The organism is Longimicrobium sp. (assembly GCF_036399255.1).
Classification (GTDB): domain Bacteria; phylum Gemmatimonadota; class Gemmatimonadetes; order Longimicrobiales; family Longimicrobiaceae; genus Longimicrobium.
In genome coordinates, this window is sequence record NZ_DASWNM010000076.1 from 78912 (window position 1) to 99615 (window position 20704).

Consider the following 20704-nt stretch of genomic DNA (forward strand, 5'->3'; position numbering starts at 1 on the left):
GCGCAGGTTACCGCGCAAAGTCCATCGTCGGGGCGTTGCGGCGCTTTTCCAGGCGGGCGTCGATGCTGTAGGGGCCGGCGCCGCGGGCGGAAAAGAACAGGAAGACGAAGCAGTACAGCGCCGCCAGCTCGCCGCCGTTCAGGATGGGCCAGAAGCTCTCCGGCGCGTGCGCCTGGAAGTACGCCACCGCCATCATCCCCGACAGCAGGAACGCCACCGGCCGCGTGAACAGCCCCAGGACGATCAGCAGGCCGCCGAACACCTCGAGCACCCCCGCCAGCCCCGCCTGCGACATCAGCGGTGCCGTGTTCCCCGGCTCGCCGCGCCAGCCGCCCAGCTGGCCGAACAGCTTCTGCGCGCCGTGCTGCATGAACATCAGCCCGGCCATCACGCGCAGCAGCAACAGGGTCACGCCCTCGAAGCGAGCCATGAAGAACGTGCGCTCCATCCCATCCCCTCCCGTTCGCGGTGGCTGATCCCGCCGGCGCCCCTCAGCGGCCGGCGCTGTCGCGCGCGGCCCGCTCGCGCCGCTTCTTTTCCTCGTGCTTCTGCCGCAGCTGGTCGTACTCCACCGCCTGCGCCGGGGTCAGCACCGCGCGGATCTCGGCGCGCGTGCTGTCGACCGCGGCGCGGATGCGGGCGCCGTCGCGCTGCCACAGCGAGTCGGTGAGGATGCGCCGCCGCGCCATGATGCCGTCGATGCGCGTGCGCTGGTCGGGCGACAGGTCCAGCTCGTCGAAGATGTGGTGCGGCCCGCGTTCCGTGCGGCACTCGGCCGACGCGGGAGAGCCGGGCGCCGGCTCGTCGGCCTTGAGCACGCGGCCAAAGGCGGTGCCCGCCAGCATGCCCACCACGAAGGTCACGGCCAGCATGGCCATACCGGCCAGGCGCATGCGGCGGGGGTTCAGTGCGTTCATGGACGGCCTCCGCGGCCGGTGTGGATGTGGATCATCACCAGCTCCATCAGGGGTCCCACGATTCCAGCAGGTCCGCCTCGGTGGGCGAACGGTCTTCGGCAATCCAGTCGGCGGCGGGCTCGGGGAGCCGCAGCCCGTCGGCGATGGTCAGCGGCGCCGAGGGCGCGGGCGCGTCGGGCCACGCCAGCGTGCCCAGCGAGATCGCGGTGACCACGGCCGCGGCGGCCAGCGTGGGGCGCGCCCAGCCCGCCAGCACGCCCAGCGGGGTGCGCACGGCGCCGGCCTGCGCGCGCGCCAGCACGGCGCGCACCATGCGCTCGCGGCGCAGGTCGTTGAGCCCCAGAGGGCGCAGGTCGATCGGATCGGGTTCCATCATTTCAGTCCTCCTCGCCCACCAGCGCCCGCAGGCGGCCGCGCACCGCGCGACGGGCGTTGAACAGGTGATAGCGTACGGTTCCTTCGGGCATTCCCAGGCTTTCGCCGATCTCGCGGTGCTTCCACCCTTCCAGGTCGTGCAGCAGCAGCACCTCGCGCTGGGTCTGCGGCAGCTCGCCCACGGCGTCGTTCAGGTGGTCGCGCAGCTCGGCGCGCTCGGTGTCGTCCAGGGGGCTGGCGCCGGAGGGCGCGGCGTCGACGTTCTCCAGCGGCTCGGCGGCGCGGATGCCCAGGTAGCGGCGGTGGTTGAAGGCGCGGTTGCGGACGATGCGCACCAGCCACGCGCCGAACTTGCGGGGCTCGCGGCACTCGGCCAGGCGCTCCAGCGCCAGCACCAGCGCGTCCTGCGCCACGTCCTCGGCTTCGTGGGGATTGCGGGTCACGGCCAGTGCCACGGCGTACGCGGCGCCCATGTGCAGCCGCACCAGCCGGTCGGCGGCCCCGGGGTCGCCCGCCAGCGTGCGTTCCACGAGCAGGGCCACGTCTTCGGTCATTCCATCCTACCAGACACGCGAAGGCGGAAAAGCGCTGGGCACGCCGCTCAGGGCAGCCCCCACGCACCCCGCAGGCCGGCGTACGCCGCCGCCGGAAGCTGCACCAGCACGGGCCGGGCGCGCGGGTCGAGCCACGCCAGCACCTCGCGCAAATTGCTCTCCGCCATGGAAGTGCAGCCGCTGGTGGCCACGCCGGGGCCGGCCCACACGTGAAGAAAGATGCACGAGCCGCCCATGGGCCGCGGCGGGTCGCTGTTGTGGTCCACCCACACGCCCCAGCGGTACAACTCGTCGGTGCGGCGCATCTCTTCGTGGCTGGTCCAGTCGGGCTGCGGGATGGTGTCGCGGTCCACGCGCCGGTTGTAGAAGCGCGACCGCGAATCGTCCACGCACTCGATCGCCGCGTCCGACTGCATGTACGGCATGCGGATCCACCCCGCCTCGGCCGCCGGCGCGTAGCCGAACGCGGAGCTCAGCCGGTAGACGCCGGCCGGCGCCTTGCCATCCCCCTCGCGCTTCGTGGGCCCCTCGATGGCGGGACCGGGATGGATGCCGGTGCCCCACGCCAATCCCGTGCGCCCCACCGCCGCCGGGATCGGCGCGCCCACCGCCGTCCAGGGCTGGCCGGGCGCGGCGCGCTCGTAGCGCTGCAGCGTGGCGTCCACCGCGTCCCACTCCGCAGTGGTCGAGACGATCATCTGCCGCGCGCCGTCCATCCGGTCTTCCATGGGCGCGGGCATGCCGGGCTGGCAGGCCGCCGGCGCGGCGAGCAGCGCGGCCAGGACGAGTGTGCGAATGTACATGACGACAACAAAACAACCGCGAGCGCGATCCGCGCAAGTAGCCGGCCGCGCGGGCGACGTGCCAAACCTCTGCGAGTCCCTGCGCTCGCGCCGGTCTGTCATTTCGAAGGAGGCGCCACACCGCACCATCGGCTGGCACGAAATCCTGTGCGCCGACTGAGAAATCTACTGTCTGCTGCTGGTGCCCTGCCGCACCGCTCCGGCACCGGCCCTGTCCGCCCCTGTCATAGCCGCAAAGCAGGCACGGGCTACCGCGTCTGCCCTCCAGCAATCCGACAGCAGATTCCTCGGCCCTGCAACCCCTGGTGTGAAAGCAGGCTACGGCGTGGCCGGGCCTCGGAATGACAGCGCTGGTAGATCTGCCTGGATGCGCAGCGTCGGATTCTAAACACACTCTGGAACTCACACCGAGCGTGGCATCCTGAGGGAGCGGACCACGTGTAGCCAGAGGCCACTCAACAGATCGCGCGCGACCAAAGGACCTCCTCTCCGGCAAGGCGGGGCCGGCTCCATGCCGCGGGACCAGCCCCCCGGTTGCGCCGGCGAGGTCCTTCGGTCGGCGCCATGGCTTTTTCGTACCAGCAGATAGCGGAGCGGCGCCTCCCTCAGGAAGTCAATCGCGGTGAGCGGATTGGCGTCCGGCCTCCCTTCCCCCGCGTCCTCCGCGTGATGCGTTTGGATGTACGCGAAAGCGCCTCCGCACCGGATGAACGGTACGGAGGCGCTTCCAATCACATAGCGGGGGCGGGATTCGAACCCGCGACCTTCGGGTTATGAGCCCGACGAGCTACCAGGCTGCTCCACCCCGCGACCAGGACACAACAGAGAGCTGTGTTCGAAGCCAGATACGTGGGTATCGGTGGGTGACATCCCCACGGCTTCCGCGGTGTCAGTCAAGACTCCACGTCCCCCGCAGGATCAGTCCCCGGCTTCAAAACTATCGGCTCAAACAGAAATCTCTCTGTCATGTCGAGATGCAGTCAATCTACCCCCATCATAAGTGATTGTCAACCCCATACTTAGAAAGGGGGATACGGCGCACCCCTGTTCCATGCGCGGCATGGGGCGTGCGCGATCCCCCAGCATACGGCTCGCTCGACCATTCAAGAGGGGTGCGGTCACCATGAACAGCAACGATCCGCGAATCCACGCCGCGCCCCGCGCCGATGGCGCCGCCGGGTCCGGAGAGCGCCGTTTCGCGCGGCGCATCGACTGCGCGCCCCGCGAGCGGCCGGCCCTCCAGGCCGCGCCCGCTCCCCGCGACGACGCGCCCGCGCCCCCGCACGGCGACGCGCATCGCTGACCCGCCAGACCCCGATCATCCGCGACCGATCCACCCTCCTCGCACCGGATGAGGGTGGACGAGTGGTCCCTGTCGATGGGGTCGCCCGGAAGTTGCTCCTGCGGGCAAGCTCGAAAACCGCCGGCCAGGCTTGATCCCCGCCTCCCACAGATCCATGGCTGAATCCACCGTGTCGTCCACTGATTCTCCCGCGCAGCTCGCCGCCGACCTGCGCGTCCGCGCCGCGCGTGCCCTGCGGGGCCGCAGCCTGTGGAGTGCCGAGCCCGTCATCGCCGCGGACGTGGAGGTGGGGCGGCTGGCCGGCCATACGCCCGCGGACGCCGAGGGGTTCGCCGGCCGCCTGGCCTCAGCGCTCCCCGGCGAGCCGTTCGAAGGCGCGACGTGGGCGGATGCCATCCTGCACGCGGCGGTGGCGCTGCAGCGGATGGCGGGCTCGCCGGTCTCCTCCGGCCGCGTGGTGCAGACGGGCAACGAGCCGCCGCTGCTGCTGATGCGCTACGACGAGGAGGCGCTGGGGGTCGAGGCCGTGTACGAGGCCGAGGCGCTGGTCCGCGCCTGCCTGCGCGGCGACGATCCGCGCACGGAGCGGGCGGTGGACGCGCTGCGAAAGATTTACGTGGAGGCGCGACCCGGGCCCACGACCATGGTGCTGATCGAGGCGGCGCGGCGGCGCGGCATCCCGGTGCGGCGCATCCCCGGCGACCACGTGGTGCAGCTGGGGCTGGGCCGCAACCTGCGCCGGCTGGACAGCACGATGACGGACTTTACCAGCGTCATCTCCACCGACATCACCTCCGACAAGGCGCGCACCAAGCGGCTGCTGGACCGCGTGGGGCTCGCGGTTCCGAAGGGCGGTGTGGCGGAAACGCTGGAGGATGCGCTGGACGAGGCGGACCGGCTGGGGTTTCCCGTGCTGATCAAGCCGCTGGACGCCAACGACGGGCGCGGCATCTCGGGCCCGCTGAACAGCATGGACGAGGTGCGCGCCGCCTGGCCCGCCGCCGTGGCCGAGCATCCCACCGTGATCGTGGAGCGCTTCGTGGCCGGGCGCGACCACCGGGTAACGGTGGTCAACGGCCGCGTGGTGGCGGTGTCGGAGCGGGTGCCCGCGCACGTGGTGGGGGATGGAACGCGCACCATCCGCCAGCTTGCCGAGGAGATCAACCGCGACCCCAAGCGGGACGTCACCCATCCGGCCCACACGCTGGTCCCCGTGCCCCTGGACGACGCCAGCGAGCAGTTCCTGGCCCGCACCGGCCTCACGCTCGACTCCGTTCCCGCCGCGGGGGAGACGGTCTACCTGCGCGTGACCGCCAACATCTCCACGGGCGGCACCTCCATCGACCGCACGGACGAGATCCACCCCCGCAACGTGGCGCTCTGCGAGTTCGCCGTGGCCTCCGTGGGGCTCGACATCGCCGGGGTGGACGTGCTGACGACGGACATCGGGGTCCCCTTCGACGAGAACGGCGCCGCGATCATCGAGGTGAACGCATCCCCCGGCATCCGCATGCACACGGATCCCGACGTCGGCACCCCGCGCGACGTGGCCGGCGCGGTGATCGACATGCTGTATCCACCGGAGAGCGAGTGGGAGATCCCCATCATCGCCATCACCGGGACCAACGGAAAGACGACGACGACGCGGCTGATCGCCCACCTCTTTCGCCACGCGGGAGACGTGGTGGGGTTCACCACCACCGACGGTGTCTACTTCCAGGAGCACCTGCTGATGGAGGGCGACCTGACCGGCCCCTTCGCCGCGTCCATGGTGCTGAGCGACCCGCGGGTGGAGGTCGCGGTGCTGGAGACGGCGCGCGGCGGGATCCTGAAGTCGGGGCTGGGCTACGACGCCTGCGACGTGGGCGTGGTGATGAACGTGAGCCCCGACCACCTGGGAATGCGCGGCATCGACACCGTGGAGCAGCTGGCGGAGGTCAAGGGGCTCATCCCCGCCACGGTAAAGCCCGGCGGCCACGCCGTCCTCAACGCCGACGACCTGCTGGTCCTGGCCATGCGCGACCGCACGGCGGGCGAGATCGTCCTCTTTTCCCTCCTGGGCGAGGCGGGAAATCCGCATGTGGCGGAGCACCTGGCCGCCGGCGGCACGGCGGTGACGGTGGAGGAGGACGAGGGCGGCCGCGAGACCATCGTCATCCGCGTCGGCGCGGAGCGGGTGAACGTGGCGTGGTCCGACGACGTGCCGCTGACGCTGGGGGGCGCCGCGCGCTTCCAGGTGCAGAACGTGATGGCGGCCGTGGCGGCGGCGCACGCGCAGGGGCTGGGGATCGACGAGATCCGCGACGGGCTGGCGACGTTCCTCCCTTCCGGCGCCACCACGCCCGGGCGGATGAACGTGCTGCGGACGGCGCGCGGACGCATCATCGTGGACTACGCGCACAACCCGGCGGCTGTGCAGGCGCTGGCGGAGCTGGCGCGGGGGATGAAGGCGCGCCGCAGCATCGGCGTGGTGACCATGCCCGGCGACCGGCGCGACGAGGACCTGCGCGAGCTGGGGCGCGCGGCGGCGGGGTTCGACTACGTGATCGCCAAGGAGCACCCCGACTACCTGCGCGGCCGCGAGCCCGGCGGCGTGGCGCGCCTGATCGGGGAGGGGGTGGAGGCGGGCGGCCGCACGCCGGACGAGTGGGAGACCGTGCTGTCGGAGCCGGAGGCGGTGGACCGCGCGCTGGAGCTGATGCAGGACGGCGACCTGGTCCTCATCGTCGCCGACGACACCGCCGGCGTGCTGGCCCAGCTGCAGCCGCACGTGGTCGCGGGGTGAGGCGGAGGCCGCCCTGCGGAGAGCGAGTGAACTCGCCGCAACGACAGCGGAAAGCCCCGCAAACTGCGCGGGGCTTCAACAGCGGAGGAAGCAGCAAGCGCGTGTCTTCCTGAGTCCAGCGCGCTGCGCGCACCCTGCTGGATAACAACAGGGATGTCATTCCGAGGCCCGGCCACGCCGCAAACGGACGATCACTCCGCAGGTTGCAGGGCCGAGGAATCTACTGTCGGCACGCGCGATGCCGGACGCGACAGCCCGCGCCATTGCCGCGGTGGCGAAACAGCCGGACAGGGCCAGTGTGGGGGCATCGCGGCAGGCCACGAGGAGGCGGAAAGTAGATTCCTCGGTCGCGCACGGGCTTCTGTGATCGGGCAAGGTGCCGGGTGTGCGCTCCCTCGGAATGACAGATTCGGGGTGGCAACGGGTTTGTCTGTCCACGGAGCGCCGCGCGTAACCCGGCGAACCCCACACCCGGCGCGCGATCGAAGGATCTCGCTTCGGCATCGTCGGGACCGGCAGCATGTTTGACGATGCCGCGGCACCGTCCGCGCAGGCGGACATCGCGTTTTCCCAGCCGCGAATTCATTCGCCCCCGGCCGGGAACCGGTGAATCGATGCGCAGGCGGACTTCGCGCTGTACCAGCGGCATACTCCCTCGCTCTACCTGCGGAGCCGGATAACCGATGCGCAGGCGGACGATTACGGTCTTCGGCGCGGCGCTGCTCTTCATCTGCGCGCCGCTGGCGTACCTGGTGCAGCCCTGGCCTGGAGACGATCCGTTGAAGGCACAACCACCCGCGGTCTCGCCCGAGCGGCTGGAGGCGCACGTCCGCATGCTCGCGGACGACTTCGTGCCGCGCGACTTCGCCAACCCCGCCAACCTGGACCGCACCGCCGCGTACATCCGCCAGGAGCTCGCCCAGGCGGGCGGCACGGTGGCGGAGCAGCCGTTCGAGGCGGGGCGCAGTACGTACCGCAACGTGATCGCGGCGTTCGGGCCGGAGACGCGCGAGCGCATCGTCATCGGCGCGCACTACGACGCGGCGGGGCCGTACCCGGCGGCCGACGACAACGCCAGCGGCGTGGCGGGGCTGCTGGAGCTGGCACGCCTGCTGGGCGCCGATCCGCCGGCCATCCGCGTGGAACTGGTCGCGTATCCGCTGGAGGAGCCGCCGTTCTACCGCACGCCGCTGATGGGCAGCGCCGTGCACGCCGCCTCGCTCAAGCGGCAGGGCGTGCGCGTGCGGGTGATGATGTCGCTGGAGATGATCGGCTACTTTACCGACGCGCCCAACAGCCAGCAGCTTCCGCTGGCCGCGCTGCGCCCGTTCTACCCGTCGCGCGGCAACTTCATCGCGGTGGTCGGAAAGATGGGGCAGGCGCTGATGGTGCGGCGCATCAAGCGGGCGATGAAGGGCGCCTCGCCGCTGGGGGTGCACTCCATCAACGCCCCGCGCTGGGTGCCCGGCGTCGACTTCTCGGACCACATGAACTACTGGGATGCCGGCTACCCCGCCGTGATGATCACCGACACCGCGTTCTACCGCAATCCGCACTACCACACCGCCCGCGACACCGCCGACACGCTGGATTACGACCGCATGGCGCAGGTGGTCCAGGGCGTCCACGCCGCCATCCTCGCGTTGGCGTGATGGTCGTCGTGGGGATGATGGAGGCGAGATGACGATGCGAGGCGACGGTCCGGCGCACGCCCCCAGCCCGGCGAATGAATTCGCGGCTGGGAAAACGCGATGTCCGCCTGCGCGGACGGGTTCCGGTGAGGGGCGGGCACATCGTGTCCAGATAGTAACGAATTCTCCCTTTCTCCGGCGCGGAGGGGGAGAGGGGGGCCCGTCAGGCGCCAGTTGGATGCCCGTCGCCGAACCCCTGACCCGGCCGGCTCCGCAATGGCGAATGAATTCGCTGCAACAGCCACACGAAGTCCGCCTTTGCGGGCTGGCGGCTCTGTCGTGTGGGCACGTGCCTGCGGCGTAGCGGGTTTGTGGGTAGCGGCCAGCATGATACTGATTGGACCGGGATCGAATTCTCCCCTCTCCGCGAGGAACGAGCGGGGAGGGGCCGGGGGAGGGGCACCCCGTCGGCGCCAGCTGGATGTTCTTCGTCGATCCGCGATCCCGGCCCCACCCCCAACCTCCCCCAGCAGTTTTGGGGGAGGTGGGCGAGTAATGCGAGCCCGGAGGGGGCGCCTGCGGGGTCGCATTGAAACCCATCGCCCGCCGTCCGGGTAATCCGCGGCAGCCCGACCGTCCCGCGCATTCATCACCGAATCCAATGATCCGTCGCCTTCTCCTGACCGCGGCGCTGGCCGCCCTCGCGCTCGTTTCGCCGCTGCACGCGCAGTCCACCCGGCCGTGGCTGGAGTGGCGCAGCATCCGCACCGAGCACTTCGACGTCCACTATCCCACCGAGCTGGAGGCGTGGACGCGCGACGTGGTGTCGCGGCTGGAGGGAATCCAGCCCGTGGTCGCCGCCAGCGTGGGGAGCGCGCCGGAGCGGCGGGTCACCGTGGTGGTCGACAACCCCGCCGGCGAGGCGAACGGCAGCGCGTACTCGTTTCTGCGCACGCCCTACATCCTGCTCTACCCCACCCCGCCCGAGGCCCGCTCGGTGCTGGGACACACGCGCTCGTTCGTGGAGCAGCTGCTGGTGCACGAGTTCGCCCACATCGCCCACCTCAGCCGCCCCAGCCGCAACCCGTTCACGCGCTTCATGTCCATCATCGACCCGCGAGGCGTGGGACCGCTGACGGGTGCGCCGCGGTGGGTAAAGGAGGGATACGCCACGTACGTCGAGGGCCGGCTTACCGGCAGCGGCCGCCCGCACGGCGTGGCGCGCGCGGCGGTGCTGCGGCAGTGGGCCATCGAAGGCCGCCTTCCCTCGTACGCCCAGATGAGCGCCGAGTCCGGATCGTACCAGGCCGGCGGGATGGCGTACCTGGCGGGCTCCGCGTTCCTGGAGTGGCTGGCCGAGCGCCGCGGCGACGAGAGCCTGACGCAGCTGTGGCGGCGGATGAGCGCGCGGCAGGGGCGCTCGTTCGACCAGGCGTTCGCCGGCGTCTACGGCGGCACCCCGCAGGAGATGTACGGCTTTTTCACCGTGGACGTGACCGCACACGCGCTGGAGGCCCGCCGCCGGCTGGCGGAGGCGGGGCTGGTGGTGGGCGACACGGTGCAGCGGCTGACGTGGGGCACCGGCGACCCCGCCGTCTCGCCGGACGGGCAGCACCTGGCGGTGACGCTGCGCGGCCCGAGCGCCGCCTTCAGCCGCATCGTCGTCTGGCGCACGGAAGCGCCTGCGGCGGACAGCGCGGAGGAGGCCGAGCGCCGCCGGCTGCTGGAGCGCGACCCGGAAGACGTTCCGCCCGTCCCCGTGCGTCCCCGCCCCCGCGCCGCGCTCGCCACCCTGCGCCCGGCGGACGGGCTGCCGTACGAGGGCGCGCGCTTTCTCCCCGGCGGCGACGAGCTGCTGGTGGTGCGCTCGGCGCCCATCGGCGGCGGGGCTACGCGGCCGGACCTGTTCGTGTGGAACTGGCGCCGCAACACCATCCGCCGGGTCACGCGCGGCGCCTCCATCCGCGCCGCCGACCCCGCACCCGACGGCCGCCGCGCCGTGGCCGTGCAGTGCCGCGACGGCTTTTGCGGGCTGGTGATGGTGAGCCTGCGCGACGGCGCCCTCACCCCGCTGGCGCCCGGCGGCGTGGACGTGGTCTACGACCGCCCCCGCTTTTCGCCCGACGGAAGCACCGTCGCGGCGGCCATGCAGGAGGGCGGACGGTGGAAGCTGGTGGTGGTGGATACGGCCGGCGGCCCGCCGCGCGTGGTGCACGACGACGCGCGGGGAAGCGCCTTCGACCCCGTGTTCACGGCGGATGGGCAGGGGCTGGTCGCCGTTTCCGAGGCGGGCGGAATCGCCAACCTGGCGCGCGTGGACGTGCGGACGGGCGAAGCCACTCCCCTCACCCGCGTCACCGGCGCCGCCACGGCGCCGGAGGTGGACCGGCGGACGGGGGAGGTCTACTTCCTTTCCCTGCACGCCGGCGGGCAGAGCCTGCACCGCATTCACCCCGACAGCGCCCGCCCCGGCCCCTTTGCCGCGCTGCCGGCCGCGCTGGCGCCCGCCGCGCCGCGCGTGGCCGCCGCCGCGCCCGACACCTTTCCCCGCGGTCCCGTCCCCGCGTCGCGCGCCTACGGCCTGGGCCCGCGCTGGACGCGCGTGCTGCCGCTGGGCGCCGCCTACGCGGACGGCGGCTCGGCCGGCTTCATCGTCTACAACGCCGATCCGGTCGGCCGATTGGCGGTGGCGGCGCAGGGCGCGTGGGGCGACCCGGGGCTGGAGCGGGGCGGATCGCTGGCCGCCGTGTGGCGCGGCATGCGCCCGGCCCTCGCGGCCGAGGCGTTCTATCTTGCGCATGAGCCTTCGCGCCTGGCCGCGTACGACCTGACGGGGCGGGACGCGCGCTACGCCGGCGCCGCGCTGACGGCGCGCAACCAGTGGAGCGCGGGGCGGCGGGTGCAGGAGTGGCGGCTGGGCGCGTCCGCCGGCCGGCTGGACATGGGGGAGGGGGAAGACGGAAGCCGCGTATTCGGCTTCGGGCGGTACTACGCCACGGACGGGCGGCGGGTGGGCGCCGCGTACTCCGCCGGCGTGCTCACCCTCTCCGGCGCCGCGGGGGAGACGGTGGGCGAGCGCTGGGGGCGGGGGATGGTGACCACCGCGTTCGGCGCCGGGTGGGGCGGCCTGGGCCTGCGCGCCGAGGCCACGCTGGGGCGCGTGAGCACCGCCGCGCCGGTGTGGGAGCAGTGGACCGTCGGCGGGCCGGCGCCGCTGCTGGTGGACGAGGGCGTGCTGGGCCAGCGGGTGGCGATGCCGGCGCTGCGCTGGGGCGCGCTGGAGGGCCCCGACCTGCTGACGTACCGCGTGAGCACCAGCGTGGGATTCCTGACGCCCTATTTCTGGGGCGGCACCACGGACCCGTCGTACGACCGCTGGCTGCGCGTGGCCGGCGTGGAGCTGCTGACCACCGTCCCCGCCTTTCGCGCCGCCGGCAGCCCCGCCATCCGCATGCTGGCCGGCCTGGCCTACGGTCTGGACGCCGGCTACGAGAACGACGTGACCGCGTACCTGTCGGTCAGCTACGTGCCCTGAGAGTGTGTTGCCAAACCTCCCAGCGTGATTGACTTCCTGAGGGAGGCGCCGCCCCGTAACTCGCTTGTACACTGCACCTTGGCGCCGACCGAAGGACCTCGCCAGCAGAACGACCGGGCTGGTCCCGTGCCCTGATCTGGCCCCTGCGCCACCGAGACGAGGTCCTTCGGTCGCGCGCAACCTGTAGTGTGACTTCTGGTTACACGTTATGCGCTCCCTCAGGAAGTCACCGCTTCGTTATGGATTTGAGGTTTAGCAACACCCTCTGCGGTGCGGTGGGGATGGGGGACTATGCGAGGCGGGTCGATGGGGATCGAGCTGCGTCCGCCGGCGCCCCCCTCCCCGCCCTCCCCCACAAACTGCGTGGGGGAGGGAGAACGACACCGCGTGACCGAGCTGATCCCCCGCTCACCCGTTCACCGTCCCACCCTCCCCCTCCGCCCCCACGAAACAAACCCAGCGGCCCGCGCCCTGCATCCCGCCCCCGCTCCGGAAACATCCATCTCCAGAAGGACCAGTCGGGCAGATGCCTCCACAGCGGCGCGCGTCGGACCAGCGGTGGGTAAAGATGGTGGGGTGGGCGGCGTGCTTCGCGCTGGCCGGATCGCTCACCTACACCTTCGTGCGGGCGCTGATCGACGGGCCGGGAGGCGTGGACCCGCTGTTCTTCGGGCTGCAGTCCGTGGCCAGCACCCTGTTCCTGGTGTACAGCGTGCGCCTGCGCAACCGCATCTTCATCGCGGCCAACACGGTGGCGGTGGCGAACGCGCTGGGCACGCTGGCCGTGGCCCTGCTGGGGCGGGGCGGCGGCTGAGCCGGGCTCAGTGCTTTTTGCTTTGCGGCGCAAGGGTTTTCAGCTTGACGGTGCACGCCGCGCACTGTATCCTCCCCGTTCGCGGGAGCGTACCACGCCCGCTTGCGTTCCGAAATCACGCCGGTTCCGCCACCATACACCATCCGCCGGGCCCATGCCCGGAAGCACACCTCCAAAGGAGACTCGCATGAGACGAAGTCTGGCAATCGCCGGCGCCGCCGCCGTTGCGTGCGCCGCCGCGGGCACGCCGCTGCACGCGCAGGGATCCAGCGTGGACCAGCAGAGCGCGTGCATGGCGGGCCGGGTGGGCGCCGGCGTGGCGATGCCGTGCGACGACGGCTCGGCCGTGTACTTCAGCCCCGCCGGGCTGGCCAACAGCCCCAGCGTGGTGAGCGCGGGCGTGGCGCTGGTGCGCGCCGGCAGCACCTTTCGCTACGACGCGGGGATGGAGCCGGTGGACGGCATCTCGGTCATCGACCGCGAGGCCGAGACCATCCCGGTTCCGCAGGGCTACGTCAACTTCCGCGTGAACCCGCGGCTGGCCGTGGGCATCGGCGCGCTGGCGCCGTACGGGCTGGGGCTGGAGTGGCCGGTGTGCGCGGCCGACAACCCCGACTGCGGCGAGCAGAACTTCGAGGGCCGCTTCACGGGCTACGACAACCAGCTGCGCGGCCTGTACATCCAGCCCACCGTGGCGTACCAGCTCATCCCCAACCGGCTGTCGCTGGGCGTGGGCGTGGACTACGTGATGGGCAGCATCGAGGTGCACCGCCGCCAGTTCGGCCCGGCCGCGCTGGGCCTGGGCAACGCCGAGGTGGCCGACGTGACGCTGAAGGGCGACGGCACGGGCCTCACCTACCACGTGGGCGGCATCCTGCAGCTGGACCCGCGCACCTCGCTGGGCGTGCGCTACCTGGGCAGCGCCGAGGTCGACATCGACGGCGACGCGGCGTTCGTGCAGGTGAACACCGGCAACACGGGGATCGACGCGCTGATCGGCGCGGGGCTCCCCGAAGACCAGGGCGTCTCGACCACCATCGAGTTTCCCGCCCAGCTGGTGGTGGGGCTGGGCTACCGCGCCACCGACCGGCTGGCGCTGCTGCTGGACTACCAGCGCACCTACTGGTCCAGCTTCGACGCCTTTCCGGTGGAGTTCGAGAACGAGGACCCCGAGACGCTGGAGCTGGGCTACAGCAGCACCAACACCTTCCGGTTCGCCGCCGACTTCTCGGCCACCGAGGCGCTGGCCCTGCGCGCCGGCTTCCGCTACAACGAGGCCGCCTCGCCCCGCGCCACGCCGTTCCTCCCCGAGGGCGAGCGCAACTACTACACGCTGGGGCTGGGCTACCGCCTGAGCCACGCGCTGTCGACGGACTTCGGGTTCCAGTACATCAACCAGCCGGACCGCGCCGGCGCGGTGGTCCCCGGCGGGCCGCGCGCGGGCATCTACGAAGCCACCGGCATGGTGTTCAACTTCACGCTGGCGTACCGCTTCGGCGGCATGCGGCAGTAACTCTTCCCGACGGCTCTGAACGGAAATGCACAAGGAGAACCAACGCATGAAGAAGAGATCGCTGGGAAGCGTGCTGCGGGCCGCCGCGCTGGCGTCCGTGGTGCTGCTCGGCGCCTGCGTGGGCGACGGCGACGAGGTCATCGGGCCCACCACGACCCCCAACGGCGGAGACCTGTTCAACCGCTACGTCTCGCTGGGCAACTCCATCACCGCCGGCTTCCAGTCGGCGGGGATCAACGACAGCCTGCAGCAGCGCGCCTACCCGGTGCTGCTGGCGCAGCGCGCGGGCGGGCAGTTCAACTACCCGCGCATCTCCATGCCGGGGTGCCCGCGCCCGTTCCTGGCGCCGCTGGGCACCACGGGGCGCGTGGGCACGGCGGACAGCTGCGTGCGCACCAACAACCCGCGCATCGTCAACAACCTGGCGGTTCCGGGCGCCCGCATCCGCGACCTGCTGCAGTTCCCCACGGGAAGCCTGGGCTCGCTGCACACGCTGCTGGTGGGCAACCGCACGCAGGTGCGCGCCATGATCGAGGCGCGCCCCACCTTCGTCTCGGTGTGGATCGGCAACAACGACGCGCTCGAGGCCACGGTGGGCGGCATTCTGGGCCCGCGCGCCGCCGGCGCCGACAGCTCGCTGACGCCGCTGTCCGCCTTCCAGGCGCGGCTCAGCGCGGTGGTCGACTCCATCAAGGTGGCGGCCCCGCAGGGCGCGATGCTGGTGGGCGTGGTGAACGCCATCCAGGGCGCTCCCATCATCCAGCCCGGCGCGTACTTCTTCCTGGCGCGCGACGCGGCCACGGGGCGCTTCCAGGGCAAGCCGGTAAACGCCAACTGCTCGCCCGTCACGGCGCTGGGCCAGCCCAACCCGCTGGCGGCCAACTTCGTCTCGTTCCAGATCCTGGGCGACGCGAACTTCCCCGAGATCAACTGCGACCCCAACGCGTACCCGGCGGCCGACCCGCGCCGCGGCGCCTACCTGCTGGACACGCAGGAGCAGGTGATCGTGTCGCAGCGGGTGGCGCAGTTCAACAACGCCATCGAGGCGGCGGCCAACGCCAACGGCTGGCTGTACGTGGATCCCAACCTCATCCTGCTTCCGTTCCTGCAGGAGGAGACGACGGTCACGATCGGCGGCACGGCCTTCAGGCTGCACCAGCGGCTGCGCAAGTGCCAGGACCTGCCCGGGGCCACCACGCCGGCGGCGGTCCAGGCGGCGATCGTTACGTCGTGCCCCGTCACGGGCCCCACGGCGGCGCCCAACTTCTTCGGCTCGCTGATGTCGTTCGACGGCGTGCATCCGTCCACCGAGGCGCACCGCGTGCTGGCCGGGCGCTTCGCCCTGCGGATCAACGAGAAGTACGGCACCAACCTCTCCACCGCGACCAACTGACGCGGGGCGGATCCTGACGGACGTGAAAGCGGGGGCGGCCTGGTCTGGCCGCCCCCGCTTTGCGTTCGAGAAAGATGGGTTCATCGCAGATCGATCGCAGGCAACCGTTGCGGGTCCGTCGTGCGGCAGGGCCTGCCGTCGTGCCGTCGCAAGCTCCCGCAACGGTGAGTATCGCGGACTCGTCCACAGACACCTTTCCCGCCGCCTACGCGCCGCGGCCGGCGGACGCCTCCACCTGCCGCGCGTCTTTTCCCTGAGAGGGTGTTGCTAAACCCCTGAAATCATAAAGAAGCGCTGACTTCCTGAGAGGGTGTTGCTAAACCTCACATCCACAACGAAGGGGTGACTTCCTGAGGGAGCGCATCACGTCTAACCAGAAATCACACTACAGATTGCGCGCGACCGAAGGACCTCGTCTCGGTGGCGCAGGGGCCAGATCAGGGCACGGGACCAGCCCCGCCGTTCTGCCGCCGAGGTCCTTCGGTCGGCGTCAAGTTGCAGCGTACAAGCGAGTTACGGGGCGACGCCTCCCTCAGGAAGTCAATCACGGCGAGAGGTTTGGCAACACCCTCTGAGCCCTGCCTCCGCCGTCGAGCCGGAAGGGAGCGCCGGTGCGTCCGCGGGACCGGGACGCCGCTCCACCTTTCGTGCGCGTCCGAAAGTCCACGAGACCGCGCGGCGGATATCGGTGACGGCTGGCTCCCGGGGCGCTCCGGCGGCATGGGTGCCTCCCGCGAAAAACGCGGATGGCCCCCTGCCGCATCCCACCCCTCCGCCGACCCTCCGCTTCGCCTGACCGGTCACCGTGCCGCGGCGATGGATCGGGTGCTCATCCCCCGCCGACTCATGATCTGCCGCCCCTGCAACGACATCGACGAGGAACCCAAGGATTGTCTCACGCACAGGAAGGAGAGAAAGCAGAGAAGATCGGCTCCCTCTGCTCCCCCTGCGTGAGAAGCATCTTTCCCTGCTCGCACCAGAACGCTGGAACGGGACAGCACATGCTGGCCCGCGCCGGGCGGATGCGCTACCTTTCCGCGCACGAATGGCAGGCAGTGAACGGACCGGCGGCCGATCTTCAAGAGGCACATGGCACTATCCCGCAGCTCCTCGTGGAAGGAGCACCGGCTGGCGAACCGGCTGGAGTGCGACGGCACGGAATACAGCGTGGACCTGGTGGCGCGAAAGGCCACCGGCGTGGAGGGATGGAAGGTGACGGTGGTGTACCTTCCCCGCGGCGAAGGCGCGGAGATCAAGGTGGACCTGCCCAACGCGGCCTCCACCGCCGAGGTGCGCCGGCTGGTCACCGAGCTGGAGGGCGCGGACGAGCGCCTTCGCGAGCTGTGCCGGCAGGGCGCGGGCGGCTGACCCCGCCGCGCGTCCACGGACCTGAACCTACGGGCCGCCCCGGGAGCTTCCCCGCGGCGGCCCTTCGTCGCACGGCGGCGTGCGGCACCAGGAGGAGAGATGACGATGACGGACACGACGACGGCCGCCCCGGCGCACTCCGCGCCGCGGCCACTTCTGGAACAGGCCGGCGCGGCCTTTGGCGACGTGGCGGGGCACCCGGTGGCGCGCCACTTTGGCGACGGAGCGGCGGAGTACCGCGCGGTCCGCGCGTCGGCCGGCGTCGCGGTGCGCGACGACCGCGCGCGGTTCCGGCTGTGGGGCAAGGACCCCGCGCGGATGATGCACGGGCTGATCAGCAACGACCTGCTGAAAGCGGAGGCGGGGCGCGGCGTCTACGCGGCCATGCTCACCGCCAAGGGCCGGATGATCGCCGACGTGCGCGTGTTTCGCCGCGCGGACGGCGAGGTGCTGGTGAGCATTGCCCGAGAGGCGCGCGAGGGCACGCGCGAGCACCTGAAGAAGATGGTGCCGCCGATGTTCGCCCGCTGGGCCGACGCCACGGACGTGGTGGCGGAGCTGGGCGTCTACGGGCCCGGTGCGCGGGCGCTGCTTGCGCGGGTGCTGGACGCGGAGATCCCCGCGCTGGCGGAGGACGCGTTCGTGGAGCCGGAGTACGCCGGCGCGCGGCTGCTGGTGGCGGCCACGCGCGAGGCCGGCGGCGAGGAGGGGTTCGACGTCTTCGTCCCCGCGGACCGCGCGGCGGCGCTGTGGACGGCGCTGCGCGCGGCGGACGCGCGGCCGGTGGGCTTCGGCGCGCTGGAGACGCTGCGCATCGAGGCGGGGCGCCCCCGCTACGGGCTGGAGCTGACCGAGGAGACCATCCCCACCGAGGCGTACGAGTCGTCCGGGCTGATGGAGCGGGCCATCTCGTTTCACAAGGGGTGCTACACGGGACAGGAGGTCATCATCCGCATTGCCCACCGCGGCCACGTGAACCGGCACCTGCGCGGCCTGCTGCTGGGCGACGCGCCCGCGCCCGCCGTCCGCGCCCCGCTGGTGAACCCCGAGACGGGCAAGGAGGTGGGCTGGACGACCAGCGCGGCGTTCTCGCCCCGGCTGGGGCAGACGGTGGCGATGGGCTACGTACGGCGCGAGATGCAGCCGGGCGCGGAGGTGCGGGTGGGCGCGGCGGACGGGCCCGCGGCGCGCGTGGTGGGCCTGCCGTTCGAAGGAGCGGCATGAGGGAAGGCAGCCCGGTGGCCCTCAAGGAGTGGGCGGTCACCGAAGAGGCGCTGGCCGCGGGGCAGATCGCGCTGCTCATCCGCAAGGGCGGCATCCACGAGCGGCGGGGCGGCTTTGGCGTAGAGCACCGCGAGTTCTGGATCTTTCCCACCGGATGGCACCAGAACGCGGCGGACCTGGCGGAGCCGCTGCATCCGCTGATGGACCGGCTCACCCCGCCGCCGGCCGGCACCGTCCCCTTTCGCGTCTACGCGGTGGTCGACGACCTCTTCCGCATCACGAACACCGACGTGCTGGACGCGCTGGAGGGGATGCACCCGCTGGCGCCCCCCGCCGCGCACTACCGCTTCAACTACGCGGGCAAGCCCTTCGTGCACGCGCTCATCGTGCGCGCCTACCGCCTGCCGGAGCCGGTGGCGCGTCCGGACACGCTGCGCTACGAGGGATGCGTCTCGTGGGTAGAGCTGGACGAGCCCCTGTCGACCGCCGGCCTGCAGCCCGTGCTTTCCGACGGCGACTTCGCGGCGCTCAAGGGCGAGATCCTGCGCCGGATGGGGACGGCGGGCGTGGAGCGGGTGTAATCCCGTTCCGCCAGAAGAACGGTCCCACCCAGAGGCCGCAGAGGTGGTTTGCTCCGCTTCCTCTGCGGCCTCTGCGTGAGACAAATCTTTTCAAGCCGTCTCAGGAGTCGCATCGCCCGCGTCGTGCGCGCCGCAGATACGCAGCACCTCGGTGAAGCGCCGGTCCAGGTCGGCGCGGTCGCGGGGCTCGGGGGTGGCTTCGAGCGCGGCGCGGTGCACCATCCGCGCGTGCTGCAGCAGGGTCTGGATCTCGTCGCGGTCGCCGCCGGTGCAGCGTACCACGGCTTCGAGGGTTTCCAGCATCCGCAGCATCACCGCCGGGCTGCGCGCGCCGAACTGGCGAATCTGGTTGAACGCGGCGTCGATGAGCCCCGCGAATGTGTAGCCGTTGCGGTAGATCACCCGCACCGTACCGCCCTCGTCCGCCAGCTGTGTGCGCGCCGTGCGCCCCCGCGCAGCCCGGCACAGCCCCGCGCCCAGCCAGTCCAGGCACGCGATGGCGGTGAACGGATCGTTGATGGCGGGCGACAGCGCCCGCACCGCCACCTCGGCCAGCTGGTCCACGGCGAACTCCACGTCCTGCTCCGCCGTGCGCTGCGTTCCCACCACGAAGCGCCGGCGGATGTCGCGGGCCAGGTCGGGGCTCATGGCCTCGGGCGGCCAGGCACGTACCAGCGCCGCGCCCTCGGCCGCGAACTGCCCCGGCCTCAGCTCCACCACCAGGGTGGTCCCCGTCCGCGCCGCGATCTTCACCAGCGCGTCCTCGTCCAGCACCTGCACGTAGCCGTCCTTCGCGCTGCCCACCAGCGCCGCCCGCGCGTCGAAGTCGGGCGGCAGCGTGGCGGCCGGCGGTGAAGCCTCCACGCGCTCCGGCGTCGGAAAGGCGCGCTCCACCTGCCGCGCCAGCTCGCGTCCCACGCCGGCGACCACGTTGGGCGCCTGGATGGAGACGGCGACGTGATGGATGAAGAAGATCAGCACGCCCAGGCTGGCCAGCCCCAGCCCCACCCCCGCCGTCACCGACAGCGCGGGGACGAAGCGGCCGCCGTCGTCTTCGCCCTGGATGGTGCGCAGGACCAGCAGACAGAACACGAAGGTGGCGATGAAGGTACCCAGCACCACCTGGTTGGCCACGTCGCGCATGAAGGTGTGCAGCAGCCGCGGCCCCAGCTGCGTGGACGCCAGCGACAGCGCGGCGATGGTGATGGAGAAGGTGACGCCCGCCGTGCTCATCACCGATCCCGCCACCACGCCCAGCACCGCCCGCGCCCCCTCCGCGCCGCCGGAGTAGACCCACGACAGCTCGTCCACGTACCGGTGCGCCAGGTAGCGGTCCACCTGCACCGAAACCAGTCCCAGGATCCCCGCCGCCCCCGCCATCAGCGCGGGGATGAACCAGTAGGTGGAGCGCAGGGAGGCCAGCGCGTGCCGCAGCTTGATCTTCATGGGCCGGCGGGGTGGCAAGGCCGGTGCCGGGTGCTGAAGGTCTCAGGCTCATGCCAGATTCTCAGCCCGATTGTGCATTCCCCACAGGCCGTCTCATTCTCAGACCAGATCCTGAAAAAGAATAAATCGTACAGAGGATACAGAGTCAGACAGAGAAAGCGAGCCAGATATTATCTTGGTTCCTCTGTCTGACTCTGTTCCTCTGTACGCATGAAGGTGTTGTTTTCCCGGATCGGCGTCACACCGGGGACACGGAGAAGACAAGAGGACAGGTTTCTTCGTAGCAGCCGGTCAGGCGCGGCGCCTCCCTCACGGAAGTCAACGCGGCCAGGCTGATTCTCAAGCCCACTCTCATCCGATCCGCAACAGACGTGATCTCATGCAGCGGAAGCAAGAGCCTGCCTGATCATTCGTTTTGCCGGAACTGGTATCACCTCATCGAAAAACGAGCGCCCGGAAGCC

At 71.2% G+C, this 20704-nt stretch carries 16 protein-coding genes and 1 tRNA gene; 10 read left to right on the forward strand and 7 right to left on the reverse strand.

Features of this window, described 5'->3' with window-relative positions; genetic code table 11:
- Nucleotides 1-7 precede the first annotated feature (7 nt).
- From VGC13_RS12460 to VGC13_RS12485, 6 genes are all read right to left on the reverse strand, one after another.
- Nucleotides 8-448, reverse strand: coding sequence for a DoxX family protein (locus tag VGC13_RS12460; RefSeq protein ID WP_331125592.1), 441 nt, complete (start codon nucleotides 446-448; stop codon nucleotides 8-10).
- 43 nt (nucleotides 449-491) lie between these two features.
- Entirely contained in the window at nucleotides 492-917 is a 426-nt protein-coding gene (locus VGC13_RS12465; RefSeq protein WP_331125593.1) for a hypothetical protein, read from the reverse strand.
- 46 nt (nucleotides 918-963) lie between these two features.
- Nucleotides 964-1293 (reverse strand): hypothetical protein, encoded by a 330-nt coding sequence (locus tag VGC13_RS12470; protein WP_331125594.1) that lies wholly within the window; start codon nucleotides 1291-1293, stop codon nucleotides 964-966.
- A gap of 1 nt (nucleotide 1294) precedes the next feature.
- Complete coding sequence (locus VGC13_RS12475; RefSeq protein WP_331125595.1) at nucleotides 1295-1846, reverse strand: RNA polymerase sigma factor; 552 nt, start codon at nucleotides 1844-1846, stop codon at nucleotides 1295-1297.
- 47 nt (nucleotides 1847-1893) lie between these two features.
- Nucleotides 1894-2649: a L,D-transpeptidase family protein gene (locus VGC13_RS12480; RefSeq protein WP_331125596.1), complete on the reverse strand. Its 756-nt coding sequence runs from the start codon at nucleotides 2647-2649 to the stop codon at nucleotides 1894-1896.
- 736 nt (nucleotides 2650-3385) lie between these two features.
- Nucleotides 3386-3459: transfer RNA gene (locus tag VGC13_RS12485), tRNA-Met, on the reverse strand.
- A gap of 313 nt (nucleotides 3460-3772) precedes the next feature.
- Between VGC13_RS12485 and VGC13_RS12490 the strand changes: the two genes are divergently transcribed.
- The 10 genes from VGC13_RS12490 (at nucleotide 3773) to VGC13_RS12535 (ending at nucleotide 18796) form a co-directional block, all read left to right on the forward strand.
- Nucleotides 3773-3952 carry a hypothetical protein gene (locus tag VGC13_RS12490; RefSeq protein ID WP_331125597.1) on the forward strand — a complete coding sequence of 60 codons (180 nt, stop codon included), beginning with the start codon at nucleotides 3773-3775 and terminating at the stop codon, nucleotides 3950-3952.
- Nucleotides 3953-4106: 154 nt separating this feature from the next.
- On the forward strand, nucleotides 4107-6737 hold the full coding sequence (cphA, locus tag VGC13_RS12495) for a cyanophycin synthetase (RefSeq protein WP_331125598.1): 2631 nt from the start codon (nucleotides 4107-4109) through the stop codon (nucleotides 6735-6737).
- A gap of 683 nt (nucleotides 6738-7420) precedes the next feature.
- Nucleotides 7421-8389: a M28 family peptidase gene (locus tag VGC13_RS12500; protein WP_331125599.1), complete on the forward strand. Its 969-nt coding sequence runs from the start codon at nucleotides 7421-7423 to the stop codon at nucleotides 8387-8389.
- Nucleotides 8390-9029: 640 nt separating this feature from the next.
- Complete coding sequence (locus tag VGC13_RS12505) at nucleotides 9030-11903, forward strand: hypothetical protein (protein ID WP_331125600.1); 2874 nt, start codon at nucleotides 9030-9032, stop codon at nucleotides 11901-11903.
- Nucleotides 11904-12429: 526 nt separating this feature from the next.
- The gene (locus VGC13_RS12510; RefSeq protein WP_331125601.1) at nucleotides 12430-12717 is read left to right on the forward strand and encodes a hypothetical protein; all 288 of its coding nucleotides are present in this window, start codon (nucleotides 12430-12432) and stop codon (nucleotides 12715-12717) included.
- Between the two features lie 187 nt (nucleotides 12718-12904).
- Nucleotides 12905-14230 carry an OmpP1/FadL family transporter gene (locus tag VGC13_RS12515; RefSeq protein WP_331125602.1) on the forward strand — a complete coding sequence of 442 codons (1326 nt, stop codon included), beginning with the start codon at nucleotides 12905-12907 and terminating at the stop codon, nucleotides 14228-14230.
- 46 nt (nucleotides 14231-14276) lie between these two features.
- Nucleotides 14277-15623 carry an SGNH/GDSL hydrolase family protein gene (locus VGC13_RS12520; protein ID WP_331125603.1) on the forward strand — a complete coding sequence of 449 codons (1347 nt, stop codon included), beginning with the start codon at nucleotides 14277-14279 and terminating at the stop codon, nucleotides 15621-15623.
- 1089 nt (nucleotides 15624-16712) lie between these two features.
- Nucleotides 16713-16991 (forward strand): hypothetical protein, encoded by a 279-nt coding sequence (locus VGC13_RS12525; protein ID WP_331125604.1) that lies wholly within the window; start codon nucleotides 16713-16715, stop codon nucleotides 16989-16991.
- 105 nt (nucleotides 16992-17096) lie between these two features.
- Nucleotides 17097-18215, forward strand: coding sequence for an aminomethyltransferase family protein (locus tag VGC13_RS12530; RefSeq protein WP_331125605.1), 1119 nt, complete (start codon nucleotides 17097-17099; stop codon nucleotides 18213-18215).
- A complete protein-coding gene (locus tag VGC13_RS12535) occupies nucleotides 18212-18796 on the forward strand; it encodes a DUF1802 family protein (RefSeq protein ID WP_331125606.1) in 585 nt (194 codons plus the stop codon). The genes VGC13_RS12530 and VGC13_RS12535 overlap by 4 nt, the downstream gene beginning before the upstream one ends.
- A gap of 90 nt (nucleotides 18797-18886) precedes the next feature.
- Here VGC13_RS12535 and VGC13_RS12540 read toward each other — a convergent pair whose 3' ends face one another.
- Nucleotides 18887-20242, reverse strand: coding sequence for a DUF2254 domain-containing protein (locus VGC13_RS12540; protein ID WP_331125607.1), 1356 nt, complete (start codon nucleotides 20240-20242; stop codon nucleotides 18887-18889).
- Nucleotides 20243-20704 lie beyond the last annotated feature (462 nt).